This window comes from Legionella sp. (genome assembly GCF_047605385.1).
GTDB lineage: Bacteria > Pseudomonadota > Gammaproteobacteria > Legionellales > Legionellaceae > Legionella.
Map to the genome: position 1 here is coordinate 1 of NZ_JASGFU010000041.1, position 25,129 is coordinate 25,129.

The window sequence follows — 25,129 nt, forward strand, 5'->3', positions numbered from 1 at the left end:
GATTTAAAATATCTTTGCCATCAACATTAATCTGACTGTCCACACCATAAACACCTGATTTAGGCAATAAGCGCATCAAAGCCAAAGAAGTCAGTGACTTGCCACAGCCTGATTCCCCTAACAAAACCACAGTTTCACCGGGATACAAAACAAAGCTCACTTTGTCTAACGCTGACACAGCCCTATGGTGATTTTTAAACGCCACTGACAATTGCTGAACATCGATATTCTGATCCATAAGTTTTATTACAATTGACTATTCATCTACTGTATCATATCTATGATAAAATAAACCTAGTACATTTATTTGAGTGAATGATCATGTCAGAAAACTATACCGCCCAGGCTATTGAGGTCTTAAGTGGACTTGAACCAGTTCAACGTCGTCCCGGCATGTATACGGATACTACACGTCCCAATCATTTGGCTCAGGAAGTCATTGACAACAGTGTGGATGAAGTATTAGCAGGCTTTGCCAACTGTATCAAAGTGACGCTTCATGAAGATGGCTCTATTGAAGTAGAAGACGATGGCCGTGGTATGCCGGTTGATCTACACCCACAATTAGGTTTAAGTGGTGTTGAAGTCATCATGACCCGTCTGCATGCCGGTGGTAAATTTTCTGATAAAAACTACAGTTTTTCTGGTGGATTGCATGGCGTGGGGGTTTCTGTAGTGAATGCCCTATCCGAACGTCTTGATGTCACCATTAAACGCAATGGCATTGTTTATCAAATGTCTTTTGCCAACGGTGATAAAATTTGCGAACTTAATGAAGCAGGAATCACGAAAAAAAGAGATACTGGTACGATTGTTCGCTTTTGGCCCAATGCCAAGTATTTTGATACTACTCGTATTTCCATCAAGCATTTAACTCATATTTTAAGAGCCAAAGCAGTGCTTTGTACTGGTTTGTCTATGACGTTTATTAATAAAGCCAATAATGAAGAATCACATTGGTGTTATGAGCATGGTTTGGTTGATTATTTGAATCAGTCATTAAATGATGGCAATTACTTACCAGAAGAACCCTTTACTGGTGAATTCAAGAGTAATGAAGCTACTGTTGATTGGGCTCTGCTATGGGCTGATGGCGCAAGTACAGGCTTTAATGAAAGTTATGTAAATTTAATTCCTACGATTCAAGGCGGAACTCACGTTAATGGCTTACGCTCTGGCTTGTTTGACGCAATGAATGAGTTTTGTGAATTAAGAAACCTTTTACCCCGTGGCATTAAACTTACGGCAGATGATCTTTGGGAACCTTGCCAATACGTCTTATCAGTCAAAATGAAAGAACCACAATTTGCAGGTCAAACTAAAGAACGCTTAAGTTCAAGACAAATTTCTGCCATCGTAAGTAATGTGGTTAAAGATGCGTTTGCCTTATGGTTAAATCAGCATCGTAACCAAGGTGAAGCCATTGCTGCTTTAGCAATTGATCGCGCGCAAAGACGTTCAAAACAAGCCAAACAAGTGGCTCGTAAACGTGTTAGCCAAGGCCCTGCTCTTCCTGGTAAATTGGCTGATTGTTTGCAAACAGACCTAAGCCAAGCAGAATTATTCTTGGTTGAAGGTGATTCTGCTGGTGGTTCAGCCAAGCAGGCTCGCAATAAAGATTATCAAGCCATTTTACCTTTACGTGGAAAGATTCTTAACTCATGGGAAGTTGATTCTTCACAAGTTCTAGCGTCACAAGAAATTCATGATATTTCTGTGGCTATTGGTGTGGATCCGGGCTCTACAGATCTCAGTGGCTTACGCTATGGCAAGATTTGCATTCTCGCTGATGCCGATTCAGATGGGGCACATATTGCCACCTTAATTTGTGCTCTGTTTCTACGGCATTTCAAGCCCTTAGTCCAAGCAGGTAACGTTTTTGTTGCCATGCCACCACTGTATCGTATTGATGCAGGCAAAGTGATACATTATGCTCTTGATGATGACGAGAAAAATCGTATCCTCAGTCATTTGGAGCAAACCAGCAAAGCTAAAGCCAATGTACAGCGCTTTAAAGGTTTAGGGGAAATGAATCCTATCCAATTACGAGAAACTACCATGGATCCGAATACCCGCCGCTTAGTGCAGTTAACATTGGATGACGAACAAAGTGCCGAAGCGATTATGGACATGATGCTAAATAAAAAGCGAGCTGCGGATCGCAAAATTTGGTTAGAAAGCAAAGGAAACTTGGCCGAAGTACAGTAAATAGGGGCTCCATGCTCCCTATTCCACAACAATTTATTCACCACTTAAGCAAAGGAATAAGATTGGAATAATCGTCAGTCCATAAAAACTGCTTCTCGCTTGCCACAAAATGCCAATGACTATCTTGTGTTAGTCTGAAAGCCAGCTCTTTATTTTCAGTCAACAAAGCCCATTCCGAAGCAAACTCCCCTTTTGCAGGATTGCCTGGATAAGTCATAGAAAACACTAGCATATCCAATGCTCTACCTGCAGCAGTGAGTACCGGTAATAATTGCAAATGTCTATTACTTAAATTAACTAAAATCACCCCGTCCTTACTGAGTTTACGCTGATATAAAGAAAATGCTTCTAAGGTAATCAAATGTACGGGGATCGCATCTGAACTAAATGCATCTACAATCAATAAGTTTTGTGAATGGTTAGCTAATCGCTCTACTGCCAGACGTCCATCGTTTTCTACAAGATTAATCTTAGGTGGACAATCACGTAGATAGGTAAATAATTTGCTGTTCTTTGCCAACTGGACCACTTGTTCATCCACTTCAATAATGGTTACACGATCATCTGGGCGAAATTGACAAGTCATAGTACCAATGCCTAAGCCAATGAGTGTTACCGACATGATAGGCCACTCTTTTTGCATTCTTGTAACTACAGGTTGTACCGCACCATAATAGGAAGTATTGCCACCAGGTTTTGTCCCATCCATAAACTCTAACCCATGAACCGTCGATTCACTGATTAAAGCATGTGCTATCCCCTTCTGAACTACTTTTTTCACGCCATAAAAATTACGCTCTTGCACCAATATATCTTTCTCTTGTAGCGAAGGTGCAAAAATAAATCCAAATAAGATCAAAAAAGAGAATAACAAGCTAAACTTGTTATGCCGTCCAACAGCCGACACCATTAAAGCCAAAACAGCGCCAATTTCAACAGTTGAAAAGCCGAAAGGCCAATGAATATCAGGAACTACATAGCGTGTAAGTAATAAGCTCAATACAATTAAAGGAATCTTTACTGAATCACGCACCAGACTCTTGCCCCATATCAACGGTACAGGCAAAACTATAAGACTTAGAAAAATTGCCAAAGGATATTCATAGACTTGATTAAATAAATGTGGCGCAATGATTCCATTAAAGATACCAGCGAATACGCCCCCAAGAGCTAAACAAAAATAAAATAAAGTCAGTAATTGTGGTTTTGGTCGGCTTAGAAACAAACGTCGGTGACAAAGCAAAGCTAAGATAAAAAAGCTTGCTAAATTAAATAAAGTGCTTTGCCAGGCGTGTATTTGACTGACATTTAAAATAAACCCCAAAATAGTAAATACTAGAAAGAAAATACAGTTTCGCTCAAGCCAAGTGAATGAAATTATTGGCTGCCTCGCAAAAGCGATGATAAACGTCATCAAATAAAGTGCTAATGGCAACACCCAGAATAAAGGGGTAGCCGCCACATCAGTAGTAATATATAAAGTAACCCCCATCATCAGGCTACAAGGGATAAAACTTAAAAATATCCATAAGAAGATGCCTTTCCAAGGCCAAATTATATTTGATGTATTTTCTGAAGGTAAAGCCTGATAATGATTAGTATAAAACACCAACAATAAGAGCATTACATAAAGACAATAAAGAATACTCCACCAATGAAATTGCTGCTGCAAACCAATGAAACGCTCAATCAAAAAGGGATATAACAATAAGGCAGCAAGACTCCCAAGATTAGAAGCAATATAGAGAAAATAAGGATCAGCTGCTCTTTTAGCTTGAGTCTGGCTATAGGCAAATTGCAATAAAGGAGCAGAAGCGCCAATAACAAGGACGGGTAAACCTAATTGCTTCAACAAATTATATAAAATATTCCATTCTGGAGTCCCGGCACTAGTTAGCGCATGAACTATCAAGGGGATAAAAATAAAACTTAATATTAAGATTAAGCTATGAACCAAACGCCATACCAAGGTGTTTCTACATAAACTCAGTACCGCCGCATAGCCATAAGATACCAACAAAACTATCTGAAAAAACAGCATACAGACAAGCCAAACGGCTGGTGTACCACCATAAACTGGCAATAAAGCCTTAGCCGCCATAGGTTGAAGACTAAATAACAGCGTGGCACTTAAAAACAAACTGAGGGGGAACAAAAACCGCAACACAATACATCCTTGATTATTAGTTAGCTCCACTAGGAAGTATTGTAATTTTACTAAAGAAATGATGCAATTTTTATTTATTTTAGTCCAAATTTAATCTTAGGGTGCATCACCTATTTTCTCAAATTCACGCTCACCAAAAATTGCCGAGGCGAAACTGTAATATTTAAACTCAAGCAGGTTATTACCAGGGTCTTTCAGGAAAAACGAACGATGCTCTATTTTACTACCTTTAAATCGTGTTTTAACAGGAATTTCAAAGGGAACCTGATGTTGTTTGAGTCGTTCTATAAATTCATTAAACTCGTTTTCTTCCATAAAAATCAAACCAAAATGGCGTGGATAAATGCTCTTTTGTTCGCAGGGTTTAACATCAACTTTGTGAGCAACGATTTGATGATTATCAAAATTTAAAATTAGAGCATGCTCCGATTCCCTACCCAACGAAAATCCTAACTTCTTATGATAAAATTCTTTAGCCAAAACCAAATCATGAACGGGAAATGCGAGGTGAAATAATGTATTCATAACGAGGCGCCTCCTATGCGCATATTATTATCAATGCCTTATTATAAGCGATATTCGTTGATTAAACACCAAACACTATACCCATGCTGGAAAATATGTAACAATGCCTAGGCACGGGATTTAAATTGGAAAGGCACCTCAAAAAATGCATTATTTACATCAACTTATTGATTATATTATTCATATTGATCTATACCTAAATACTTTTGTATCTATATATGGCTTTTGGACTTATTTTGCTTTATTTGCAGTGATTTTTTGTGAAACAGGGCTAATTGTCATGCCATTTTTACCTGGTGATTCATTGCTTTTTACTGCAGGAAGTATTGCGGCTCAATCTAATCCTTCCTTTAATATTTTTATTTTATTTTTACTGTTGTTTGCTGCATCGATCTTGGGGAATCAGCTTAACTTTTTAATCGGCCGCGCTGTTGGTTTGCGTATTTTTTCTGCCAATGATTCTTGGCTACTGAATAAAAAACATTTACAAGAGACACACACCTTCTATGAAAAACATGGAGGGAAAACAATTATTTTTGCTCGCTTTTTACCAATTATCCGTACCTTTGCTCCTTTTGTCGCGGGAATTGGCACCATGCATGCTCTACAGTTTTCTCTGTATAACGTTATCAGTGCATTTTTATGGATTGGGAGTTTATTGGGATTTGGTTATTTCCTGGGATCAATACCTGTAGTTAAAGAAAATTTTGTGTTGGTAATCTATGGAATTATATTTATCTCATTACTACCTCCAGTAATTACCTTATTCAGAAAAAAAGTATAAATTAAAGAGGGCAGTAAAATTTTATACTGCTGTAATTTAATTGCTCTTTTAACAGATTCAAACAATTTTTATAATCGTGTGAGATTTCTTGTAAAGTGAATTTATGATTATTAGTATTTAATAACTCTTGCAAAAGCATCGTTCTAAATGAATGTGGATGTGTATTACCTTTGGTTTTATCTTCAAGGAATTCAATAATACTAGTTAATGTATGAAAGTAATCATCATGCTCAGAAATCGATTTACCAAATGCTTTAGCGCGCTCGCGACCGGAACGCCAATGACGATGCCAAATTGAAATCCAAATACTTTCACTATAACTACAGTAAGCTGTTACAGCAGTATTAACTGACAACTGCAAGCGCTCCAATCGCTTTTGTGAATCCATATTTTGTTGGTTTACAACCTTTGCAACACGATGAGTATATAAAATCTCAGGCTTTACAGCAGTACATGCATTCACCGTTGGTGCTTGCTTTGTTGCTGGAATTCCTAAAGAAAAAAAAGAAAAAAATGAGCGCCACTTTCCAGAAGGAGTCACAGTTTCTAACCTATTCACTTTAGTTCTTGGAGCTGGAAGTACAGCAGCTGTCCTTTTCTCTTCTTGAGGCTTCTCGGCATTTTTTGCCTCATCAATCAACCTGCTTCCCACAGGCATTGGAATCATCGTAGTCCAATGACAGTTCCCTTTATTATTCACTGTGACATTAGAACGCTCAGGATCATCCTTATACTCCCACAGTGCCTGGCCATTTCTCAAAGGATGAAAATTCACATGAAATACATCTGCTAAATAATTTAACTCGATGTGTGTTCCCCAGAATCGTTCCTGTCTCATTAATTGCATCGCATCGACAATTAAAGAGCTTTCTTGCGGTTTAGTTTCCTTGGTAATTGATTCAATAGCTACATTCCCATAAAAAAGTGACATAAATAATGGGGCAAGAGTCAGAGTTTCATGACCTTTTATCACGAGCTTCGGATCTTCTTGGATCAACAAAGATAAGGCTATTGAGCTATTATTTATTTTTTGTTCTTCAATTTCTTCAATAATCGCTTTGCGCTTCTTCTTTCTTTCTAACAATCTTTGGGCAAAAGATTCATCAGTTTCGCCTTCAACACTTAATTTATCTTTTGGAAAATCAGCTTTAAATTTTTCTTTAATTGCTTTCTTATCAATGACAAACTCCGTTGAATCCAAATTTAATCTTGCCAATGCTGTTTTATAAGAAATGGGGGTTTTTAGTTTTTTTATTTCTTGTTGAATTTTATAAGAAGCAGCAAATTCATTATATTTGGGATCAACGTCTGCACGATCACCGAAATAAATACACGAAAAATGAGTATAACTATTAGAATTAGATAAATGTTTATAATTGTTAATCACTCTGGAAATAGAGCAGACATGTTTCAATTCATCTAATTTTTCCTGGTAGATAATTTCTCTTAAGGATTTTTGTAATACATTTAATAATGCATCATTTGGTTTATTAAAATTATAATTAAGAATATTCTCATACTCAGAAGCAATTTTAGAATCTCTTGCAACCCATCGCGCAAAGACATTCTTAGTTAAGGCCGCTTCTTTTTGCTGAATGATATAAATTAAACCAATAACGAATGCATAAAACGCACAATTCCCGCCGCCAGGATTGTCAATGTCTCTTCCCAAATCTACTATTTTAGGTTTATCATTCGCGCTTTTAGGAGCGTCTTTTGAGGTGCTCTTTTCTGCCTTTACTTCACATAGTCTATCAGGCATTAAGCCTCCAAAATATTCACTCAGCAACACACATAATATCTGTCTATATATTATCCTATAAGTGTTGATAAAGATCAATATCTGGCGCATAATCAGACACTAATACAAATGTAGCCAAAAAGCGCCCTTATCATTTTTAAACGCAGGAAAATAGCTATAACTTCTATTTTTACCTCTTCTTTATCGCAATTCTTAATTTATAAAAGCCTATATCTATAGTTGCTAGCGTTTAATAATATAGCAAGTATGTCTTTTATAGTTTATAATCGGATTTTTGTTAACTGTTTCAAATTAAATATTATGCCTAAAAACTCTGATACAGTACCAAACACTTTTAATCTTGTGATTTCAAGCGGACCCATTTTATTTAGGCTCTTTTATTATTTAAATCTTAAACATCTCTTGAAGTTTATTTCTGCCAACAAAAAATTACATTCATTTACTGATAACGCTCAACTATGGAGTAGTATACTCCAGCAACATTTTCCCTTAATAAAGGCTCAACTTCTCAATTATAAGATTTTTGTTCAAATTTATAATGAAGAATATGTTACCCTCTCCAAGCCTCAGCGTGATTTATTTTCTCAAGCGAAGGAAAACGACTCCATCTTACTTGAAACTATTACTGCGAAAGATTTGCAAGTAAAAGATAATCGGGGCTTTACTTTTCTTCAGTGGTTAAGCATTAAAAAAAATAAACAGTTACTTCAGAAAATTTATGAAAACGCTTCACTTAAAAATTCAGTTTTAACAAATTTAGGAAACACTTTACCTTTATATCAACCCGAAACAATATCTATTGATAAAATTGAGTCTTTTCTTAAAAAACCGCCATCTTTTAAAACTTTACTTTTATCAGAATTAGATTGGGCTATTTATTGTTTTCAACCTTTGGAAATAATTACAACTTTAAGGGAGGAACAAAACTTCAGCGAAGATCAAATAGCCAATGCTTTTAAGCATGCCGCTGCATCAAGCCAATTAGACATAGCTGAATATTTATATGATTTTGTCGATCCTAATGTTCCGTATTATGACTTTTTTGGTAAGCCACAAAAAATAATAGATACGGTATTAATTTATGCTGCTCAAAGTGGAAATCTAGAAGTTATTCGTCTTCTATGTGAAAAAAAAGACTATAAACCTGAAGTTGAAATCATGAAAAAGGTATTACAGGAGGCTACTCGATATGGTAACCTCACTATTATTAAATTTTTATACCAACATTATAAATTTGATCAAGCGAGCCTGGGATTAATATTGATATCTGCAACTTGTTATGGGCATCTAAGCTTTGTTCAATATTTATTCCCGCTAACAACTGAATATAATTCCGCATTGTATTATGCTGCTCGCGATGGGCATTTAAATATTATTGAGTACTTGTGCGACAATCATAAATTTAGCCAAGAAACAATTAAAAAATCATATACGATTGCTTGTAAAAATAAACGCTTAAATGTAGTTAAATATCTCCATGCACCTGCTAATAACCCTAAGATAAGTTTTAAAGTTCTTAATAAACTTTTAGAAGAATCCCCACCCAATTCTCCTTATGTTTCTTATATTAAAAAGGAATTTAGCAATGAATTAAAAAATGTCCATACGCCTGTGAGCTATGATAATCTTTGCAATCAATTTTCTTTCCCTATGGAAAAAGCACGTGCTTTATTAAATGATTATACTAAAAATAATTCTGCTCTAAACCGCTTTTTTCATGGTCACTGGAATAGGCATCATGTTCATAAGGTTTCCATGATTGTCAATGACATAACTAACCATATAATCAATACACCTCAAGAACTCTTGGAGCGATTAAAAGCTATTAATCCTCAAAATAAAACAGGTTCAATTGCCCGAAGAACTCAATATATTGAAGAAATAATTTTTGCGGACTCACTTTCTAACACTACAAGTTTTCACTCCCTCTCCCTAAGAGCATAGTCCTGAAAGATTGAAAGCAAATGTAAAGCTTTCGATTTTATCTTATCTATTCCAAAACTTATCCTAATACTTTTACCAGAACTAGTCAACCTCGCTTTTTACAACTAATTGTGCAATCAAACCCCACTGAATCCATTTTTTTAAATAGGAAGCCGCTCGTAGCCCTACTTCTTCTGAACTAATCCATTCACATAAGCCTTCACATAAAACAGCAAATGAAGTACCTTGCATTAACGTATCAAAAGCCCATGCCTCTTCCGGAGAAAAACTATAAAATTGAATTGTATATTCTGGTGTTCTCCACATAACCCAAGCGTTTGCTTCCGTAGCAAGCTCTTTCTCAGGCAAGTCATGGTCATGCATTAAAGCTTGCCATAATGATACTGTTTTATAAAAATAATTGCAGCGCTGTACCGAAGGATGCATAACGAATTGTAAGTCAGACCAAGCCTCCGCGGCAACAGCAGCCATTTCGTCCACTTGAATTACTGAAGAATCTGCAGCGTCGAATGCCAACGTCATTTTCCATTCAAAATCGGCTAATTCGGCCAAATGGAGATCTTGTGGATAGTAATTTTTAATAAATTCAGCAAGTACATCCCCAAACCAGCGAATAGAACGATAGGATGAAGGATGAGCGTTAATATAAGCCCGTGACAGGCAATTAAATTCTTCTGTTCCCAAATAGAGGTATAAAGAAGGAAAATTTGCCTTAAGACTGTCTATTAGTCTTAAAATATAAGCATCACGATAAATCCCTAATCGAGTTTCAACGCATACTGCATTTGTTTGCACAATTGCCTCATGGATTTCAGTCTGTTCTGATAATAGAAATGCTTGAAACTGTTTTTGTAGCTGCAACAGCGTCATGATACACACTCCTGTTCTGACAGCACCAAAGCAGTAATCTGCCTTGCCTTATCAACTTCAGCTAAAAGCTCTGCTAAAGGAGGTATATTGTCATCGCGTTCTATCATCGTAGAGATTCTACCCAAGTGACGAATAGTGGTTTCATATAAATCCCATACCGGTTGAATTACCGGTGCATCATGAGTATCAATAATATAATCACCATGATTGCTATGCCCTGCCAAATGAATTTGAGCTACTCGCTCTGCAGGCATGGCATGAATATAATCCAGAGGGTTAAATTGATGATTAATGGCACTCACGTATATGTTATTTACATCCAATAAAATATAACATCCTGATTGTTTTACAATTTCTATAAGAAATTCCCATTCACTCATTTCTGATTGTTTATAGCTTAGGTAGCTGGATACATTTTCGATTAAAATAGAACGCCCCAAAAAATCCTGGATTTGCTGAATACGTGAAACCACATGCTGTATTGCCTCATGAGTATAAGGTATGGGTAGTAAATCATGAGTATTAATGCCCTGGACTCCAGTCCAACACAAATGATCAGAAACCCATTTGGGTTCTACACGCATGACTAAAGCGTTTAATTGCTGTAAATATTCTTTATCTAAAGGATCAGAACTACCTAAAGAAAGAGAAACCCCATGCATGACTATAGGATAAAACTCGCGTATTTTATCCAGATAATACAAAGGCTTACCTCCAGGAATAAGATAGTTCTCGCTAAGAATTTCAAACCAATCTAACTGAGGTTTTTGCGTTAAAACCTCTGTATAATGCTCAGGACGCAGCCCAAGCCCAAAACCAAGAAAAGGAATACCTGCTGGTTTATATCTGGAACTATTCATAAAACATCCAAAAGTTTAAAAATAACCAGTAAAATTAAACGAAATGAGCGCAGATGAATACCAATCTGCGCTGGAAACATTATTCTTCGATTGTACCACCAGCCTTTTGGCAATCGTCTTTAGACATTTTAACAACGCCTTTTCCTTTGCAAGAGTTTTTACCTTTGCATGAATTTTCAGCACCTTTGCAAGCGCTTTGTCCTTTACATGAGTTACCGCCTTTGCATTTAACCATTGCAGAAGAAGCTGCATCTGCAGCAAACGCAGGAGCTAAAGTAAACATAGAAGCAGCACCAACTGCTAAAGCAACACCAGTCAATTTGATTTTGTTCATTACTTAATTCCTTTTAAATAGGTTAATAACAAAATTGTATGCCAAATGTTCATTTGACCATTGCATTGTAGGAAGTAATTTTAAAGTTTGCAAGGTGATGTTATTGCGAGGCTTAATAGATTTTTTTGATAATAATGCCGGCCGCTTTATTATAACCTTCGACCGACAATTTAAATGAAACAATGCATTTTAGGCCGCTGGAATACCTGCTTTTGGCGCAAAATTCTTGACTTCAATTCCAACATCTTTAGAGGCTTGGAAAAATCTATGCCCTGATGTAGACCAAAAATCAATATTCATCGATTCGCCACGTACTTTAGAGGCTATCGCCAGAACAAATAAGCCAGGTAATATCCCTGTTGCCAGGATGACAAAAACTGACAACGCATTTATTAAATAACGTTGAGTCTTTGAATCACGATGGCGCTCCAATAAGTCTTGAGAAGTATCCAAGCGATTATAAAAATGAACTACTTTTTCGCTGGGTAATAACTGATCTTCTTTATTAATCAAGTGGATATACATATCCTTGACCAGGATAAATTTTTGTTGCAAAGTTTCTATTGTCTTATCTTGAGGCCAGGTAATACTTTCAAGGTGACGAAGTGCCAATTCCATCCCCGTTACTTTATAATCTGGAATCACCGATTTAATCACTTCACTTATCAGATGCTCTAAATATTCTTTAGTTTTTGGAATCAACGTCTCATTAAGAGCTTGTAGGCAATGATATTCAGTCTCATCATAAAAAGCAGCGGCTAATTTTTCCTTGTTCTGCTTTAAATTTGCATTTTGCTGATTTAAACCCTCATTTTGCTCTCTGAATTGAGTAACTGCTTGTTCCTGTACTTTTAATAATTCTTTGAGATCATTACCTTTTTTATTTAAATGGCTAACTTCAGTTTTAAGCTCTATTATTTGTTTATTTACAACTTCCAATTCAACTTTCAATGGATTTTCTGCGCCAAAACTAATCGCAAAACCTGCAATTTGCTCATACAATGCTTGATGTCCACGGAAAAAAGGCTGAATTACTTTATCAAGACTTATTTGATTCTCAGTAATGTATTTAGCTGCTAAAAGGACTATATGCAAGCATTTTGACTTTAATTCCTGCGATAATTTATCATAATCCGGTTTACTATAAAGCACTTTAAAATCAGGAAGAGCCGTACTAAATTCCTCCAAATCATTATAAGAAATAAGCACTTCCTGCATCAGGTTTTCCAGATCATATTCCTGACTATTCTCTAAAGCATGCCTCATTGACACACGAGCATCTTCAACAATACGTTGATATTTCTTAGCGTCTTCTTGTTCTAGGACTTCTTTAGGAAATGCTGCTTGTAATTGAGCTAATGTTGCATTCAGAAGTTCCCTGGCATTTCCAGATGAAGAATTATTTTGAGCAAGATTTGCAATAGCTCTCATAAAATTATTTAATTCATTGATTAGTGAATTCCTGATGTTATCTTCGTTCATAGCGCCTAAACTGCTTAGGAGCTTATCAATATTTTCTTGTAATTCAATAAGATACGCGTTATGGGTAAGTTTTTGTGAAAGCATTTTATAATGATTTGTCAAGGCTTCATATTTAAGTTGTATTGTTTTTTCTATGTTCACGTTTAATGTCTCTAAAATAGTCTTTGCTAATTTATTATCGGGACATTGGAATATATAGTTATTAAAATGAACAAAACATTTCTTTACTGCATCATAAACCTTACTACGTTCTTCAGAATCAGTTAATAACTTACCGTGCAAATAAGATTCTTTTACTTTCTCGACTAATAAACCCAAACCTTCCATGAAAATGGTAAAGCCTTCTTTAGTATCCAAAGCAGGCGCTAATTTATCTTGCTGACACTTTTGTGACATTTTAACTTGCTGTTTTGGACTTGATTGTGCTTCTTTTAACTGTATATCATTATCACATAACTCAATTAATCGCTCTATTGCTCTTTCTATAGTAGAACTTAATGGCATATCATCTTGCAAGTGTAATTCATTATTTAAGTTAAGGCGTGCATGTTCATAGTTTACAAAATGTCCTCCTGGAATCGGAGGAATGATTGTCCTTAAATAGGTATTATTATGTGCTTGAAAATGGATAATACGGTCATCAGTAATATTTGGTATAAGCCACTTAAGAATGCCATTTTCTTGACCAAGTACGGCATAAGATGTTTTATTGAAAAAACGATAAGCTTCTATATTTTCAATAATCGCGTTATAAACAGCCAAGTAAAGAGAGGGCAATTTTTCTTTTTTGAACTGTATATTACCGTTTACTTTCGTAAATAATTTCTGGATTAAATGCGCAAAAGGATCCTCTTGCCCTTCAGCTCTAGGAGTAATGCGAACACCATTTTGTGTTAAAAAATCTATAATTTTTATTATCAATAATTCTTGCACATGCTCTGTAGTTTTCCCCTGCGGGAGAGCAGCTTTACGTTGTTGATCAAGAAGATTTCCTGATCCAGTTCCATGATGTCCTGGCAAGGGAAGAAATTTGAATTCAGTTCCATCAAGGGAATCAGGTACAATAGACTTAAAACAACGTGTTCTTTCGTTTTCATAAGTGTATTGTTTATATTCTATAACAATTTCTGGCACTTTAAAAAAGCGCGGATCTTTCCAGGCTAGGTTAGAAGCATGAGTAATGCCCAGATAGTTCCCACCAGGAACAGGATCTATATTCAGTATGGATATGCGTACATCGTTAATATTATTTGCAATAGCTTGAAGATTTAATTTAGCAAAAGCATCTTTATGAAGCCCATTCATTGCTGATTTTGTATATCCACATACACTGTTTAACAATTCCTCAAAACTATATCCGGGATTGCTTAAAAGTGTTTGAATCCTTTCGATTTCATGGGCCACTAATAATGCTTCCACTGCACCACGACTATGGGCAATTATATTAATATGTGTTTCACCACGACTGATTGCATCTAATACAGATAAAACACCGTAGGCAATACGATCACCTATTTCTGAACCTAAAGTAGTTGGACCGTTGACAACGGTTATATTACTGTTTCTGTATTCAACTACATCATCAGTACTCAAATCAGGAACTGAGCTGCCTGTAATCAAGCTTGAAACATAACTTAATGTTTCTGCTTTATCATATGCATTAGGAACATGAGTAGGAGAAAATTTAGTATCGGTACCAAGTAAGGTAAGAGTGTATGCCATTTTTACTTCCGGGACATTATTTAACCCGTGTGATAATAACATACTCACAAGAAAAAGTGATCTATTTTTCCTCAAAAAAGCAAAATAACATACTTTTCACTTAAAATGTAACTTACCCCAGGTACGTCATCCTGAGCGCGTTTTTTTGCGCGAAGGATGACGTACCTGGGGAGTTACCTTAAAATTTTAATCACTAAGGCACTAAAAAACTGTGCTATGCCAATTCAGGTTGCTGATGCATTTTAATGATTTCTTGGGGCTCACCTTTACCAACAATTTCTCCACGTTTCATCAAAATCGCCGTATCACAATATTCTTTTAAAGCGGCCATATCATGAGTTGATAAGATAACAATCCGTGATTGTTGGAATAAGGTATTTAGACGCTCTCGACATTTCTTTTTAAAATCTTCATCACCAGCACCGATAATCTCATCCAGAATTAAAATATCAGGCATAAAATGTGTTGAAATTGCAAATGCCAAACGCATAAACATTCCAGTTGAATAAGTACTCACGGGTAAATGAATAAAATCACCCAGCTCAGAAAACTCAACGATTTCATCAATAGCTTCGCGCGCTTGTTTGAATGTGTACCCCATAAATACCAAGCGAAAAATAATATTCTTTATTCCTGAAGAATTAAGTTCCATGCCTAAGGAAAAATCAGTCAGTGCATGGATACGTCCTTTAATAGTGATAGAACCAGAGGTAGGCTTATAGGCACCTGATAAAACGCGCAATAAGGTAGTTTTTCCTGCACCATTATGGCCAACGATGCCTAGCCGGCATCCGTCTTTTACTTCAAGATTAATATTTCTTAAAGCTTGTACTTGTGCTGTAGCGCCCCCTCTGTCGATAGAACCACCGACAAATTTTTTAAGCTGTTGATATACCTGGGCTTGTAATGAATGAGTCTTTACACCCGTCACAAAATAGCTCAAATGGACATCTTCGAGTTTTATCATTTACTAAATCCAAAAAACAATTTTTTTCTCATACTTCTGATGAGTGTATATCATTAAACAAATTAGTAGTAGAGTCCACAATTCTATAGATAAATAGGCTAAAGAATTAATGGGGACGCCTAATAAAGAGTTACGATAGATTTCTAAAAAGGCGGTAAATGGATTAATAAAGAAATAAGGCCGAAATACTTCAGGAATACTACTCATTTGCCACACAATAGGAGTAATCAAAAAAGTAATACTCATTAAAGACTGAACAATTTGGACTAAATCCCTGTAGCGAGTGCAAACACATGCGATCACATAGGATGAAGAAATCAGAAATAAAAACACTAAGGGTAAGCAAAGTAGTGCATTAAGAGAAAAATGAATTGGCATATGAAACCACAGCAACACAATAAAAATAATAGGAATATTATGGAGAAATATTACAATATTGCGATAGATACTTGACATGGTCGAAGTTAAAAAAGGCAAATATTGATTAATGTATAAACGCGAATCATTGACAAAAATACCCGTTGAATCCAGGATCACAGTTGAAAAAAATTGGTATATTGTTTGTCCAATGGCTAAATATGGCAAAAATTCTGCAAGAGGCGCTTGCCAAAGCAGTGACCAGACTATGCCTGTAGACATGATCTGGATGAATAAAGAGACAGTTAACCACCCCTGCCCCAATTTGGAACGGCCATACCTCATCCTCAGGCTGGATAAGCCAAGAAGATGGACAAGACGCCAGTTTCTTGAACAAAGTAGTATGCTGGAAATCATAATGTGACTTTAACTCGCAATTAGTAACCCTACGTAATTAACTGCCAGGCATTATGCTGGTTAAACAAAAATTTTTCCACTCTTATTCCAAGGATTCTTTTTTGTTGTAAGATAAGGAAACACTAAATTAAATACTCATTAATTAGGAATGGTTTTGTTGGTAGCCCGAAACCAATTTAAAGCAACTAAAGTTGCCGCATCTTGAATGACCATAGCATCCATCAACGCATAGATTTGTTCCCGTGGCAAAACTTGTGTCAGGATATCCTCTCCTTCTGCTTTTAATCCATAAGAACCTTCTGTGGGTTGGCCTGCATATTCTGCATAGTAAATATAGACCTTTTCAGTCATCAGCCCCGGAGTTTTGTAGGCTTGGGCAATTAACATGACGTTATCTAGTTGAAGACCAGTTTCCTCATAGCTTTCTTTAATTGCAGTTTCTTCAGGAGTATCATGAGCTTCAATAGCTCCTGACACACATTCTAAAATGAATGGGTCATCTTGGTTTTTATTAAAAAATACGCCCATACGAAACTCTTTGCATAATACAAAACTGTCGAGCTTGGGCACATAAATTAACACTAAAACCGAATCTTTACTATGAACTAATTCCCTATTCTCAAGAACAACAGAGATTTCAGAATCTGCTTGGCTTGGCACTTCCAGAGTATATTTATAAACATTTAAATACCCCTGATGCAGGGGTTTTCTAGATTGTTGTTTGATTATAGTCATCGCGTGCAATCTCTAATTCTTTATTATTATCATTCGCCGATAATGCTTCCATAATAACCTCAATCATTTCGTTCGATATAATCATTATAGTTGAATTAATCGCTGATTTCAGCCCTATAAACTAATTTCGAATAATTCTCAATTGCTACAGACAATGATGAGAGCAAAATTATGCTCCATGAATTGCAGTTATTGAAGACCGCTGCCTAAGGTGAGTTTGTAATAAACCATTATAAAACTGCGCTGGATTAAGCTGCTCATTAATCTCAATATAATTCGCGTTAAGAAAGCAATTATGCTCTCCAAGCAACTCGCAGATATAACGTAGGTATTTTGTATTTTCAGACGAAAAATCATCACAATTAATAGAAGGTTTAAGCTTCATTTTCCCTAAAGTTGCAGGTTTTTGGGAAATGTGAATGAGCAGGTTTTCAATACCTAACATGTGCAAAAGCTTCTGAATTTCACATTCATAATGGCGCAAATAAACCGCTACACTGCAACGCTCAAATTGAATCTGGTATTTTTTATAATACTCACGAAAATCAGTGAAGTTGTAGTATTGAATGGTATTTTCTTCAAATTCAGGATAAAAAATAGGGTGATCAGGAGCTTCGCTTGTGCCTCCTGAGGCAATTAAAAAGATATTCTCTTGTTTACTTGCAAGAGTTGAACCAATGGGAATTAAATCAACCTCCTCATCAATAGAATAACCAAATTCATGAACCCCCTCTGCACGTGCAGCACGCACAGGATTATATGGATAAGCTGAATTTCCCCCAGCGGTTGCAAATCCAGTAACCCCTTTTTTTTGTTTATTCAGTTTGCCAGCCAGGATCTGACCTGCACTATTTTCAGAAACCACTGCAGTTTTACTTACCCCAGCTTGTTCCATTATGGCGTTAACAAACACATCGATAGAGATAATATCCAACTGTAAAACACCATGTTTTACTTTAATGCATTCTGGCTCCAAATTAAAAGTATGGATCATTAACTGTCTGATTTTTTCCTCATCTTCATTGATTGGCAAATTAATAAGGAGTGTATTCGCTTCAAAGTGAAGTTGTGGACGAAAACCATCATGACCATCTCCTTTATACATAGGCTGGTAAAAAATCCCCGTTTCAGGGGATTTATAACCAAAGGAGGCAAAAAATACTTGTAAAATATTAGCAATTAATTCTGCATGAACGGCTTTTTTAAACTCAACAAATGGTAGAGTAATGACAAAACCATCCTCTATTTTTCTGAATTTAGATTGACTAAGACGCCCTAAAGTCAACTCTACATCTTTTGTCGGGGCAATATGGATAGTAAGCGTATTGTCTTTATGAAGGGTTACTCCAGGCTTTATGGCATTACTAAATTGACTTCGAAAACCAACAACTGCATCAGTTCCTGATGCATATTCAAATTGTTTGAAAATACCTTGTTTATGAAAAATTCGTTGTAATTCTAAGGCCAGTTGTTCTTCCTGGAGAGCATATACACCATAAATTTGCTGTATGTGTTGCAAAAGTGCTATTCTTCGCGCACTTAAGGTATTAATACGTAATTCTTTATCCTGGGCACTATGCCCCGTCGCTTCCACCAAGTTTTTAATGTCTTCATCACTAAAACGTGCTATCATCAAAGCGCCCTGTAGATGATATTCTCGCTGAACATAAGGATCAGCAAAAATAATGCTTCCTGTATCTGTGTTTTTGCTTTGCCCATGTTTTACACTATCCAAGTATTCAACCGCATTAGTAGCTAGCGCAGCACCTAAATTCATATGAAATACACGATTATTACTATCAATAATAAGATGGTTTGCAACGGAATTCATGATATTCGAATTACCTAACCAGTAATGTATCATGATGCTGGCATAAACTTGCTGCTTCGTGAATTCAGGAAGTGTATTAAAAGTCTCTACAGTGCAATTTTTGACGTTAGAGATCATCGATGCAGCAACGTAAATCCAACCGTTCCGAGCATGTACAGCCAACATCTCAGGAACTAAAACTCCGGCATGTTTTAAGAAATGTGCGGCTAAAATCTCATCCCAGGAATAAATTTGAGCTTCATTTTTACTGATAGGATTTGGGGGGGAATGTAGAAAATAATCTGTTCCATTGTGTTTATTACGATAAATACTGTCCGATTTTTTTATAAAAGAGTCCTCTAGACTCATTTGTTTAATCGCTATTTTTTTCTTTTTAAACATGAAAAAATAAATCAAGAAATAATAGAAGATTATATAAAATAAACCTTAAGGAATTATTAAGAACATAATGTCAGAAAAATAAACAAAAATGGTGTACCTATTAGCGCAAAACAAATATGCTTGTTATATGTCCTCAATTGACAAAATAAATAACACTTGATAAAATTTCTTTCATTTTAATCCACATTAAGCCACAAATGACAACCATCAAGTTATACTCTTCTTGTAGTGATCAAGATCTTGAGAATATTAAATTGACACTTTCAAAGGTAAAACCTGATGAATAATGCATTACATTTAACGTAGAAAAGAAGAATAAAGACCCCATATTGGAAACGATTTTTTCTATGTTACCTTCTCATATCAATACAGTGAGCTTAAACATTGAATATATAGGAAAATATAGTGCCTAGGAACTTCAACAAATATTTTCTGCTTTTGCTAAAACTAAAATAACAAAAGTAATATTAGTCGCGAATGACCTTGGTAGCAAAAATGGTACACAACTACAAAAAGCGTTTTCCGGTTTCGCAAAAACTAATGTCACCTCCCTAGATTTATCAGCGAACTCGCTTGGTAACAAAGACACCTTACGCCGATATTATACAAAGGGCGAGAAAGAAAATGATATGAATCTGCAACTAGCTTTTTCCGGTTTCAACGGAACAAAGATTACTTCTCTAGATTTAAGAGCTAATCATTTATGTAACATAGATGATGCGAAACTACAACTAGCATTTTCTGAATTCAAAGAAACTAATATCACCTCTCTGAATTTAGGTATGAATAACCTTAATCTCAAAAACCCGCATCTAATATTTTCTGGACTCAAAGAAACTAAAATCACTTCTGTATATTTAAACAATGATAAGGGTATTGAAAGAAGGAAACTAGATTTTTCCTATTTCAAAGGAACAAAGGTTTCTTTTGTAGATTTAAGCAAAAATGAACTCCATAGCAAAAGTGGTAACCAACTACAATCAGATTTTTCCAGTTTCAAAGAAACAAATGTCACTTTCGTAGACTTAAGCGATAATGCTCTTGGATGACTAGATACTACGCGATTACCACTCGCTTTTTCCGGCTTCAAAGAAACAAATGTCACTTCTCTGAATTTAAGCAAAAATTGCCTGGATTCAAGAAATGGTACAGAATTAGGACTGATTTTTTCCAGCTTCAAAGAAACAAATATTACTTTTGTGAACTTAAGCAATAATGACCTTTGGTCAATAAGTGGAGAAAATAAAAAACTTGTTTTTTCAGACTCGAGAGTTCCTTCCAGTGGAAAAGATCTACAACTTGCTTTTTCTGGATTCAATGAAACGAAAGTTTCTTCCATAGACTTAAGCAAGAATAAACTTTTTATCCTTCAGGATACAGAACTGAAACAAGTATTTTCTAACTTACCTCCTAACATTACTGTGGTGAACTTAAGTAATAATGAATTGGGCCGCAAAAGCACTCAAGAACTGATAACCATTATTTCTGCTTTTCCTGAAACTGTCGTTTCCATTAACTTGGCTAGAAATAATTTATTTACAGATAAAACTCGGCAAGAACGTGACGCGCTTATTAAAGCTTTAGCTCCTTACAATACGCATGGGCGCCTAAATCTAGAAGAAAATGGCTTAACTCTGGCTAGAACTTTTTTTGCGCTTATTAACTTAACGCAACAACGAGACATTCCTCTAGGCATCACTAATAAAATCGCATCATACCTCAATTACCCTAATTCTCACTTCTTTACTAAAGAGATGCTCAAGAGTCATGAACAAAAAGTAAAAGATACAAATACTTCGGAGAATAACACTTCGCAACCATAACCTTTCATTTTTTATGATGATGTCAACAGATCATAGACAATATTTTTACCGTACATCATCGTCATTTAAATTAAAGGCTTCTTGGATATTTTCCAATTGTTCCTCAACAACATTTAATTTTTCAAAACTTGCAATATGATATAAAGCCTGCCCTACATGAACCAAGGGCAGCATATTTTCACCAATAATAATTCCAGATAATGGAGATTTTAATTTGTATTCTTCACTACTGGTAGGATTAGCAATGATCGCTATTACTTGTCCTTTACTCACACGAGTACCTGCTTTTTTAATATGCCGCAAAATACCGCTGATCGGCGCTCTTAACCAATAACTGTTTCGTGAAATAGTAGGTACGCATTTTTTTAACCTGAACTTGCTCGGTGCAATCATCCCTAAAGCTACCATGACACTTAATATTCCATTAATTCCTGTCCTAATAGCTAACTCATCGAATCGCAAAGCTTCTCCTGCTTCATAAACCAGAATAGGAATTCCTTGCTCATTAGCATATTCTCGCATCGAACCATCGCGAAAAGTCGAATGCAAAATCACAGGTACATTAAAAGCATGTGCTAATTCCTCAAGACCTGGCATATCAAGGTTGGCACGGATTTGTGGTAAATTAAAGCGATGATTAGAGCCAGTATGCAAATCAATTACATGTGTTGATTGGGATAAAATTTGAGTACTAATTAATCCTGCAAGAATTGAAGCCAGAGAACCTTTGGGGCCACCAGGAAATGAACGGTTTAGATCACGCCTATCCATTAAATAACGCTCTTGGTATAAAAAACCATACACATTAACAATAGGAATGGCAATAATACTGCCTCTGATGTGCTTTAACCCTTTTTTTAACAAAAACCGACGAATGATTTCCACACCATTAATTTCATCACCATGGATAGCTGCAGTAATACATAAAGCAGGCCCCTCCTCCACCCCATTAATCACATGAATAGGCAAATTCATCGGTGTCCAATCATATAATTTAGGCATTGGTAAAAAAACCATTTTACGCTGACCAGGTTTGATTTTCTCATCACCAATAACAATACTTTTCTTACTCATGCTCCTCCTTAGACAAAACTAAAAGGAAACCCTTATGTTAATAATTAGGCACTTAACTTATTACTATAATAGCAGTATCATCAATTTTCGATGCCAATATCAACTCAAAATTCAGATTATTAGAGAATCGCTTATGAATGCCTACCAACAATTAGAACAGCATTTTAAAAAATATTATGACTTTGAACACCTGGCTTCTATTGTTTCCTGGGATGAGGCCACGATGATGCCCGCAGGTGGTGGCCAAGCCCGTGCTGAAGCATTAGCTACCTTAAGTGCAGTACAACATGAGTGGTTAACCGATAAAAAAGTAGGTGAGTTAATCAAGCAGGCCAAAGATCTACAGTTATCTGAATGGCAGCAAAGAAATGTATATTGGATTGAAAAGCAATATCAACAAGCAACCTGTATCCCTGTACACTTGGTAGAAGAGTTTACCAATCAATCGCTCATTTGCGTGCAAGCATGGCGCAATCTACGTGCACAAAATGATTGGCAGTCGTTTAAACCTTATTTAAAAAAATTATTTGCGCAGGTAAAAACCATTGCCGAAATTAAATCACAACTATTTGCAAAATCCCCTTTTGATATAGTTATTGATGAATATTCTCCTGATTTAGACAGCAAAACCATCACTCCTATTTTTAACGTTCTTAAACAAGAATTACCAACACTAATTCCGCAAATTATAGAAAAACAACAAAGCAGATCTATAAAACCAATCACAGGCGTGTTTGCTGCGGAGAAACAAAAGCAATTAGGTATGGAAATTATGAGTCGCCTGGGCTTTGATTTTGGTCATGGCCGTCTGGATGTAAGCCACCATCCATTTTGTGGTGGTATGCCAACTGATGTGCGAATTACAACTCGCTATCGTAACCACGAGTTTCTCTCTTCTTTAATGGCTATTAATCATGAAACGGGCCATGGTCTTTATAAACAGGGTCTATTGCCGGAATGGCTCGCTCAACCCGTAGGCCATGCATTAGGTATGGCTGTGCACGAAAGCCAATCCTTATTCATGGAAATGCAAGTGTGTCGCAGTTTTGAATTTATGCATTATTTAGTTCCATTAGTGAAAAAATATTTTAATGACGCAGAACATATCAATGCAGAAAATCTTTATTATCACTACACAAAGGTCAAACCCGATTTTATCCGTGTAGACGCTGATGAGGTGACTTATCCTTTGCATATCATCCTTCGTTATGAAATTGAACAACAATTATTTGCTGATGATATTTCCATCGATGATTTACCAGAAGTGTGGAACATCTACATGCAAAAATATTTGGGCTTATCAACTAAAGATAACGATCAAAATGGTGTGATGCAAGATGTACACTGGCCTTCTGGAAGTTTTGGTTATTTCCCAGCTTATACTTTTGGTGCATTAATTGCTGCACAGTTATTTGCTGCAATGAAAAAAGAGATTCCAGACATAAAAAAGCAGATTAAACAGGGAGAGTTTAACGCTTTGGTGCAGTGGTTACGTAAACACATTCATCAAAAAGCCCGGTTGTTGCATTATCAAGAACTCATACACCAAGCAACTGGTGAAAAATTGAACCCCCATTATTATCTTACTCACGTTAAAGAGCGCTATTTATTAAGTTAAACCCAATAAAATAACAAAAATATCATTGCACGAATTGATAATATTAAACAACACTTTGATTAAAATATATTCTTTCGCTGTCGAATGACCATCGATACAGGAACTTAAATGACTTATTATGAAATTTTGGGTGTACCAACGAACGCGACGCCCAATGATATTTATTGCAAACAGGCCCATCCTCTACAGAAGACGTGATAAAAAAACAATTTAGAAAATTAGCACTTTTATGGCACCCTGATAAACATTCCAATAAGGTAATGAAGTCAGTTGCTGAGATGGTTTTCAAACTGATTAATACAGCACATGAAATTTTATCAAACTCAAATAGTCGCAAAAATTATGATGCCACCATATCACTTGGCTTAGGACAAAAAAGAAAAAAAGAGCAACCAGATGAAGAAACCTTTCAAAAGCAAAGTCCTCAATGGATAAACAGCCTTCATCTAAACCGAAATCTGAAACCGCCAGTAATAGCAATGCAAAATTTTGGAAGCAAGCACCAAAGCTAGCATCTATTAACAAAAATAAATGGCTTTTACAATGGAGCCAGCTTTGTAACTACCATGGTTATTGCCCCAGTGTAAAAAATGCCAGGCAAGCGTATGTTAATAAATTTTATGCTGATAGTCCTACCGGTCTTCATTATGAATATGGACAAACGGCTATTCGAACGTTAGCTAAAAAAACGAAAGAAATTGAAATCATCGACATGGATGAAACAAAAAAGAATGGAATAACTGACAAATATCATCTTTATTCAGGATCATATTTAGCGTTATCAAGTTTTGATTTTCCACCAGATCTCAATCTGAAAGATGCCATTCACGTTCCCTCACAAAGCACAAAGAATAAATTAGGATGCGTGCCTAAATAAGACTTTAAAACATATTAATGTTAAAGTGTTGTCTCGCCTCGCCACCGAGGCCATTGAAGGAAACAAGGGCACTCGCTGCGTTAGAAGCTGCTCGAGAAACAATGCAACAATATAGAAGTGTTATGGTAAAAGCGAGGCGCAGTGAATCAGGGTCTACTGCGACTATTGGAGGAGATGAAGAAGTGGAAAGTCATAAACACTCCTCGCTCACGACAAAACCTTTCAATAATAGATAATTTATATTACATGATAAAAAATTAAAATAAGTCTACGCGAAACTATACATGATTCTAAAATTTAATGCGCGCATGAATCGAGCCTGCACCGCGCTTTATCGGGTTTTTCCGCATATCCAGCCCATTCTGGCAACGGATGCTTAAAATAGGAAAAA

The 25,129-nt window shown here is 36.0% G+C and carries 21 protein-coding genes; 8 read left to right on the plus strand and 13 right to left on the minus strand.

The annotated features are described in order from the left end of the window. On the minus strand, positions 1 to 238 hold a 238-nt coding region (locus QM652_RS09865; RefSeq protein ID WP_415075308.1), incomplete at its 3' end, for an ATP-binding cassette domain-containing protein. A gap of 83 nt (positions 239 to 321) precedes the next feature. Between QM652_RS09865 and parE the strand changes: the two genes are divergently transcribed. Further along, entirely contained in the window at positions 322 to 2,208 is a 1,887-nt protein-coding gene (parE, locus tag QM652_RS09870; RefSeq protein WP_415075310.1) for a DNA topoisomerase IV subunit B, read from the plus strand. A 37-nt stretch (positions 2,209 to 2,245) separates the two neighbouring features. Here parE and QM652_RS09875 read toward each other — a convergent pair whose 3' ends face one another. Both QM652_RS09875 and QM652_RS09880 read right to left on the minus strand, forming a co-directional pair. Next, entirely contained in the window at positions 2,246 to 4,375 is a 2,130-nt protein-coding gene (locus QM652_RS09875) for a fused MFS/spermidine synthase (protein ID WP_415075312.1), read from the minus strand. A 96-nt stretch (positions 4,376 to 4,471) separates the two neighbouring features. After that, positions 4,472 to 4,900, minus strand: a complete 429-nt coding sequence (locus tag QM652_RS09880; protein WP_415075314.1) for a VOC family protein — start codon at positions 4,898 to 4,900, stop codon at positions 4,472 to 4,474. Positions 4,901 to 5,045: 145 nt separating this feature from the next. On the opposite strand from QM652_RS09880, the gene QM652_RS09885 reads away from it, so the two are divergent. Next, the gene (locus QM652_RS09885) at positions 5,046 to 5,684 is read left to right on the plus strand and encodes a DedA family protein (RefSeq protein ID WP_415075316.1); all 639 of its coding nucleotides are present in this window, start codon (positions 5,046 to 5,048) and stop codon (positions 5,682 to 5,684) included. 1 nt (position 5,685) lies between these two features. On the opposite strand, the gene QM652_RS09890 is transcribed toward QM652_RS09885, so the two are convergent. Further along, the gene (locus tag QM652_RS09890; RefSeq protein WP_415075318.1) at positions 5,686 to 7,446 is read right to left on the minus strand and encodes a hypothetical protein; all 1,761 of its coding nucleotides are present in this window, start codon (positions 7,444 to 7,446) and stop codon (positions 5,686 to 5,688) included. A 300-nt stretch (positions 7,447 to 7,746) separates the two neighbouring features. On the opposite strand from QM652_RS09890, the gene QM652_RS09895 reads away from it, so the two are divergent. Next, complete coding sequence (locus QM652_RS09895; protein WP_415075320.1) at positions 7,747 to 9,390, plus strand: DUF5617 domain-containing protein; 1,644 nt, start codon at positions 7,747 to 7,749, stop codon at positions 9,388 to 9,390. Positions 9,391 to 9,471: 81 nt separating this feature from the next. On the opposite strand, the gene QM652_RS09900 is transcribed toward QM652_RS09895, so the two are convergent. The 8 genes from QM652_RS09900 to QM652_RS09935 all read right to left on the minus strand — a co-directional run bounded on the left by QM652_RS09900 (position 9,472) and on the right by QM652_RS09935 (position 19,346). Then, the gene (locus QM652_RS09900) at positions 9,472 to 10,263 is read right to left on the minus strand and encodes a DUF2063 domain-containing protein (RefSeq protein ID WP_415075346.1); all 792 of its coding nucleotides are present in this window, start codon (positions 10,261 to 10,263) and stop codon (positions 9,472 to 9,474) included. After that, on the minus strand, positions 10,257 to 11,120 hold the full coding sequence (locus QM652_RS09905) for a DUF692 domain-containing protein (RefSeq protein WP_415075322.1): 864 nt from the start codon (positions 11,118 to 11,120) through the stop codon (positions 10,257 to 10,259). The genes QM652_RS09900 and QM652_RS09905 overlap by 7 nt, the downstream gene beginning before the upstream one ends. A gap of 79 nt (positions 11,121 to 11,199) precedes the next feature. Then, complete coding sequence (locus QM652_RS09910) at positions 11,200 to 11,454, minus strand: hypothetical protein (protein ID WP_415075324.1); 255 nt, start codon at positions 11,452 to 11,454, stop codon at positions 11,200 to 11,202. Between the two features lie 189 nt (positions 11,455 to 11,643). Next, complete coding sequence (locus tag QM652_RS09915) at positions 11,644 to 14,658, minus strand: hypothetical protein (RefSeq protein ID WP_415075326.1); 3,015 nt, start codon at positions 14,656 to 14,658, stop codon at positions 11,644 to 11,646. 214 nt (positions 14,659 to 14,872) lie between these two features. Then, complete coding sequence (locus tag QM652_RS09920) at positions 14,873 to 15,625, minus strand: ABC transporter ATP-binding protein (RefSeq protein ID WP_415075328.1); 753 nt, start codon at positions 15,623 to 15,625, stop codon at positions 14,873 to 14,875. A gap of 3 nt (positions 15,626 to 15,628) precedes the next feature. Continuing rightward, positions 15,629 to 16,399 (minus strand): ABC transporter permease, encoded by a 771-nt coding sequence (locus QM652_RS09925; RefSeq protein ID WP_415075330.1) that lies wholly within the window; start codon positions 16,397 to 16,399, stop codon positions 15,629 to 15,631. Between the two features lie 138 nt (positions 16,400 to 16,537). Beyond that, positions 16,538 to 17,134: an NUDIX domain-containing protein gene (locus tag QM652_RS09930; RefSeq protein WP_415075332.1), complete on the minus strand. Its 597-nt coding sequence runs from the start codon at positions 17,132 to 17,134 to the stop codon at positions 16,538 to 16,540. Between the two features lie 169 nt (positions 17,135 to 17,303). Next, the gene (locus QM652_RS09935) at positions 17,304 to 19,346 is read right to left on the minus strand and encodes a hypothetical protein (protein ID WP_415075334.1); all 2,043 of its coding nucleotides are present in this window, start codon (positions 19,344 to 19,346) and stop codon (positions 17,304 to 17,306) included. A 629-nt stretch (positions 19,347 to 19,975) separates the two neighbouring features. Between QM652_RS09935 and QM652_RS09940 the strand changes: the two genes are divergently transcribed. Further along, on the plus strand, positions 19,976 to 20,395 hold the full coding sequence (locus QM652_RS09940; protein WP_415075336.1) for a hypothetical protein: 420 nt from the start codon (positions 19,976 to 19,978) through the stop codon (positions 20,393 to 20,395). Between the two features lie 150 nt (positions 20,396 to 20,545). Beyond that, positions 20,546 to 21,169: a hypothetical protein gene (locus QM652_RS09945; RefSeq protein WP_415075338.1), complete on the plus strand. Its 624-nt coding sequence runs from the start codon at positions 20,546 to 20,548 to the stop codon at positions 21,167 to 21,169. Between the two features lie 45 nt (positions 21,170 to 21,214). Here QM652_RS09945 and QM652_RS09950 read toward each other — a convergent pair whose 3' ends face one another. Beyond that, on the minus strand, positions 21,215 to 22,243 hold the full coding sequence (locus QM652_RS09950) for a succinylglutamate desuccinylase/aspartoacylase family protein (RefSeq protein ID WP_415075340.1): 1,029 nt from the start codon (positions 22,241 to 22,243) through the stop codon (positions 21,215 to 21,217). A gap of 133 nt (positions 22,244 to 22,376) precedes the next feature. Between QM652_RS09950 and QM652_RS09955 the strand changes: the two genes are divergently transcribed. From QM652_RS09955 to QM652_RS09965, 3 genes are all read left to right on the plus strand, one after another. Next, entirely contained in the window at positions 22,377 to 23,861 is a 1,485-nt protein-coding gene (locus tag QM652_RS09955) for a carboxypeptidase M32 (RefSeq protein ID WP_415075348.1), read from the plus strand. 164 nt (positions 23,862 to 24,025) lie between these two features. After that, positions 24,026 to 24,373 carry a J domain-containing protein gene (locus tag QM652_RS09960; protein WP_415075342.1) on the plus strand — a complete coding sequence of 116 codons (348 nt, stop codon included), beginning with the start codon at positions 24,026 to 24,028 and terminating at the stop codon, positions 24,371 to 24,373. After that, positions 24,289 to 24,738, plus strand: a complete 450-nt coding sequence (locus QM652_RS09965; protein WP_415075344.1) for a hypothetical protein — start codon at positions 24,289 to 24,291, stop codon at positions 24,736 to 24,738. Before QM652_RS09960 ends, QM652_RS09965 begins: the two co-directional genes overlap by 85 nt. Positions 24,739 to 25,129: the final 391 nt, after the last annotated feature.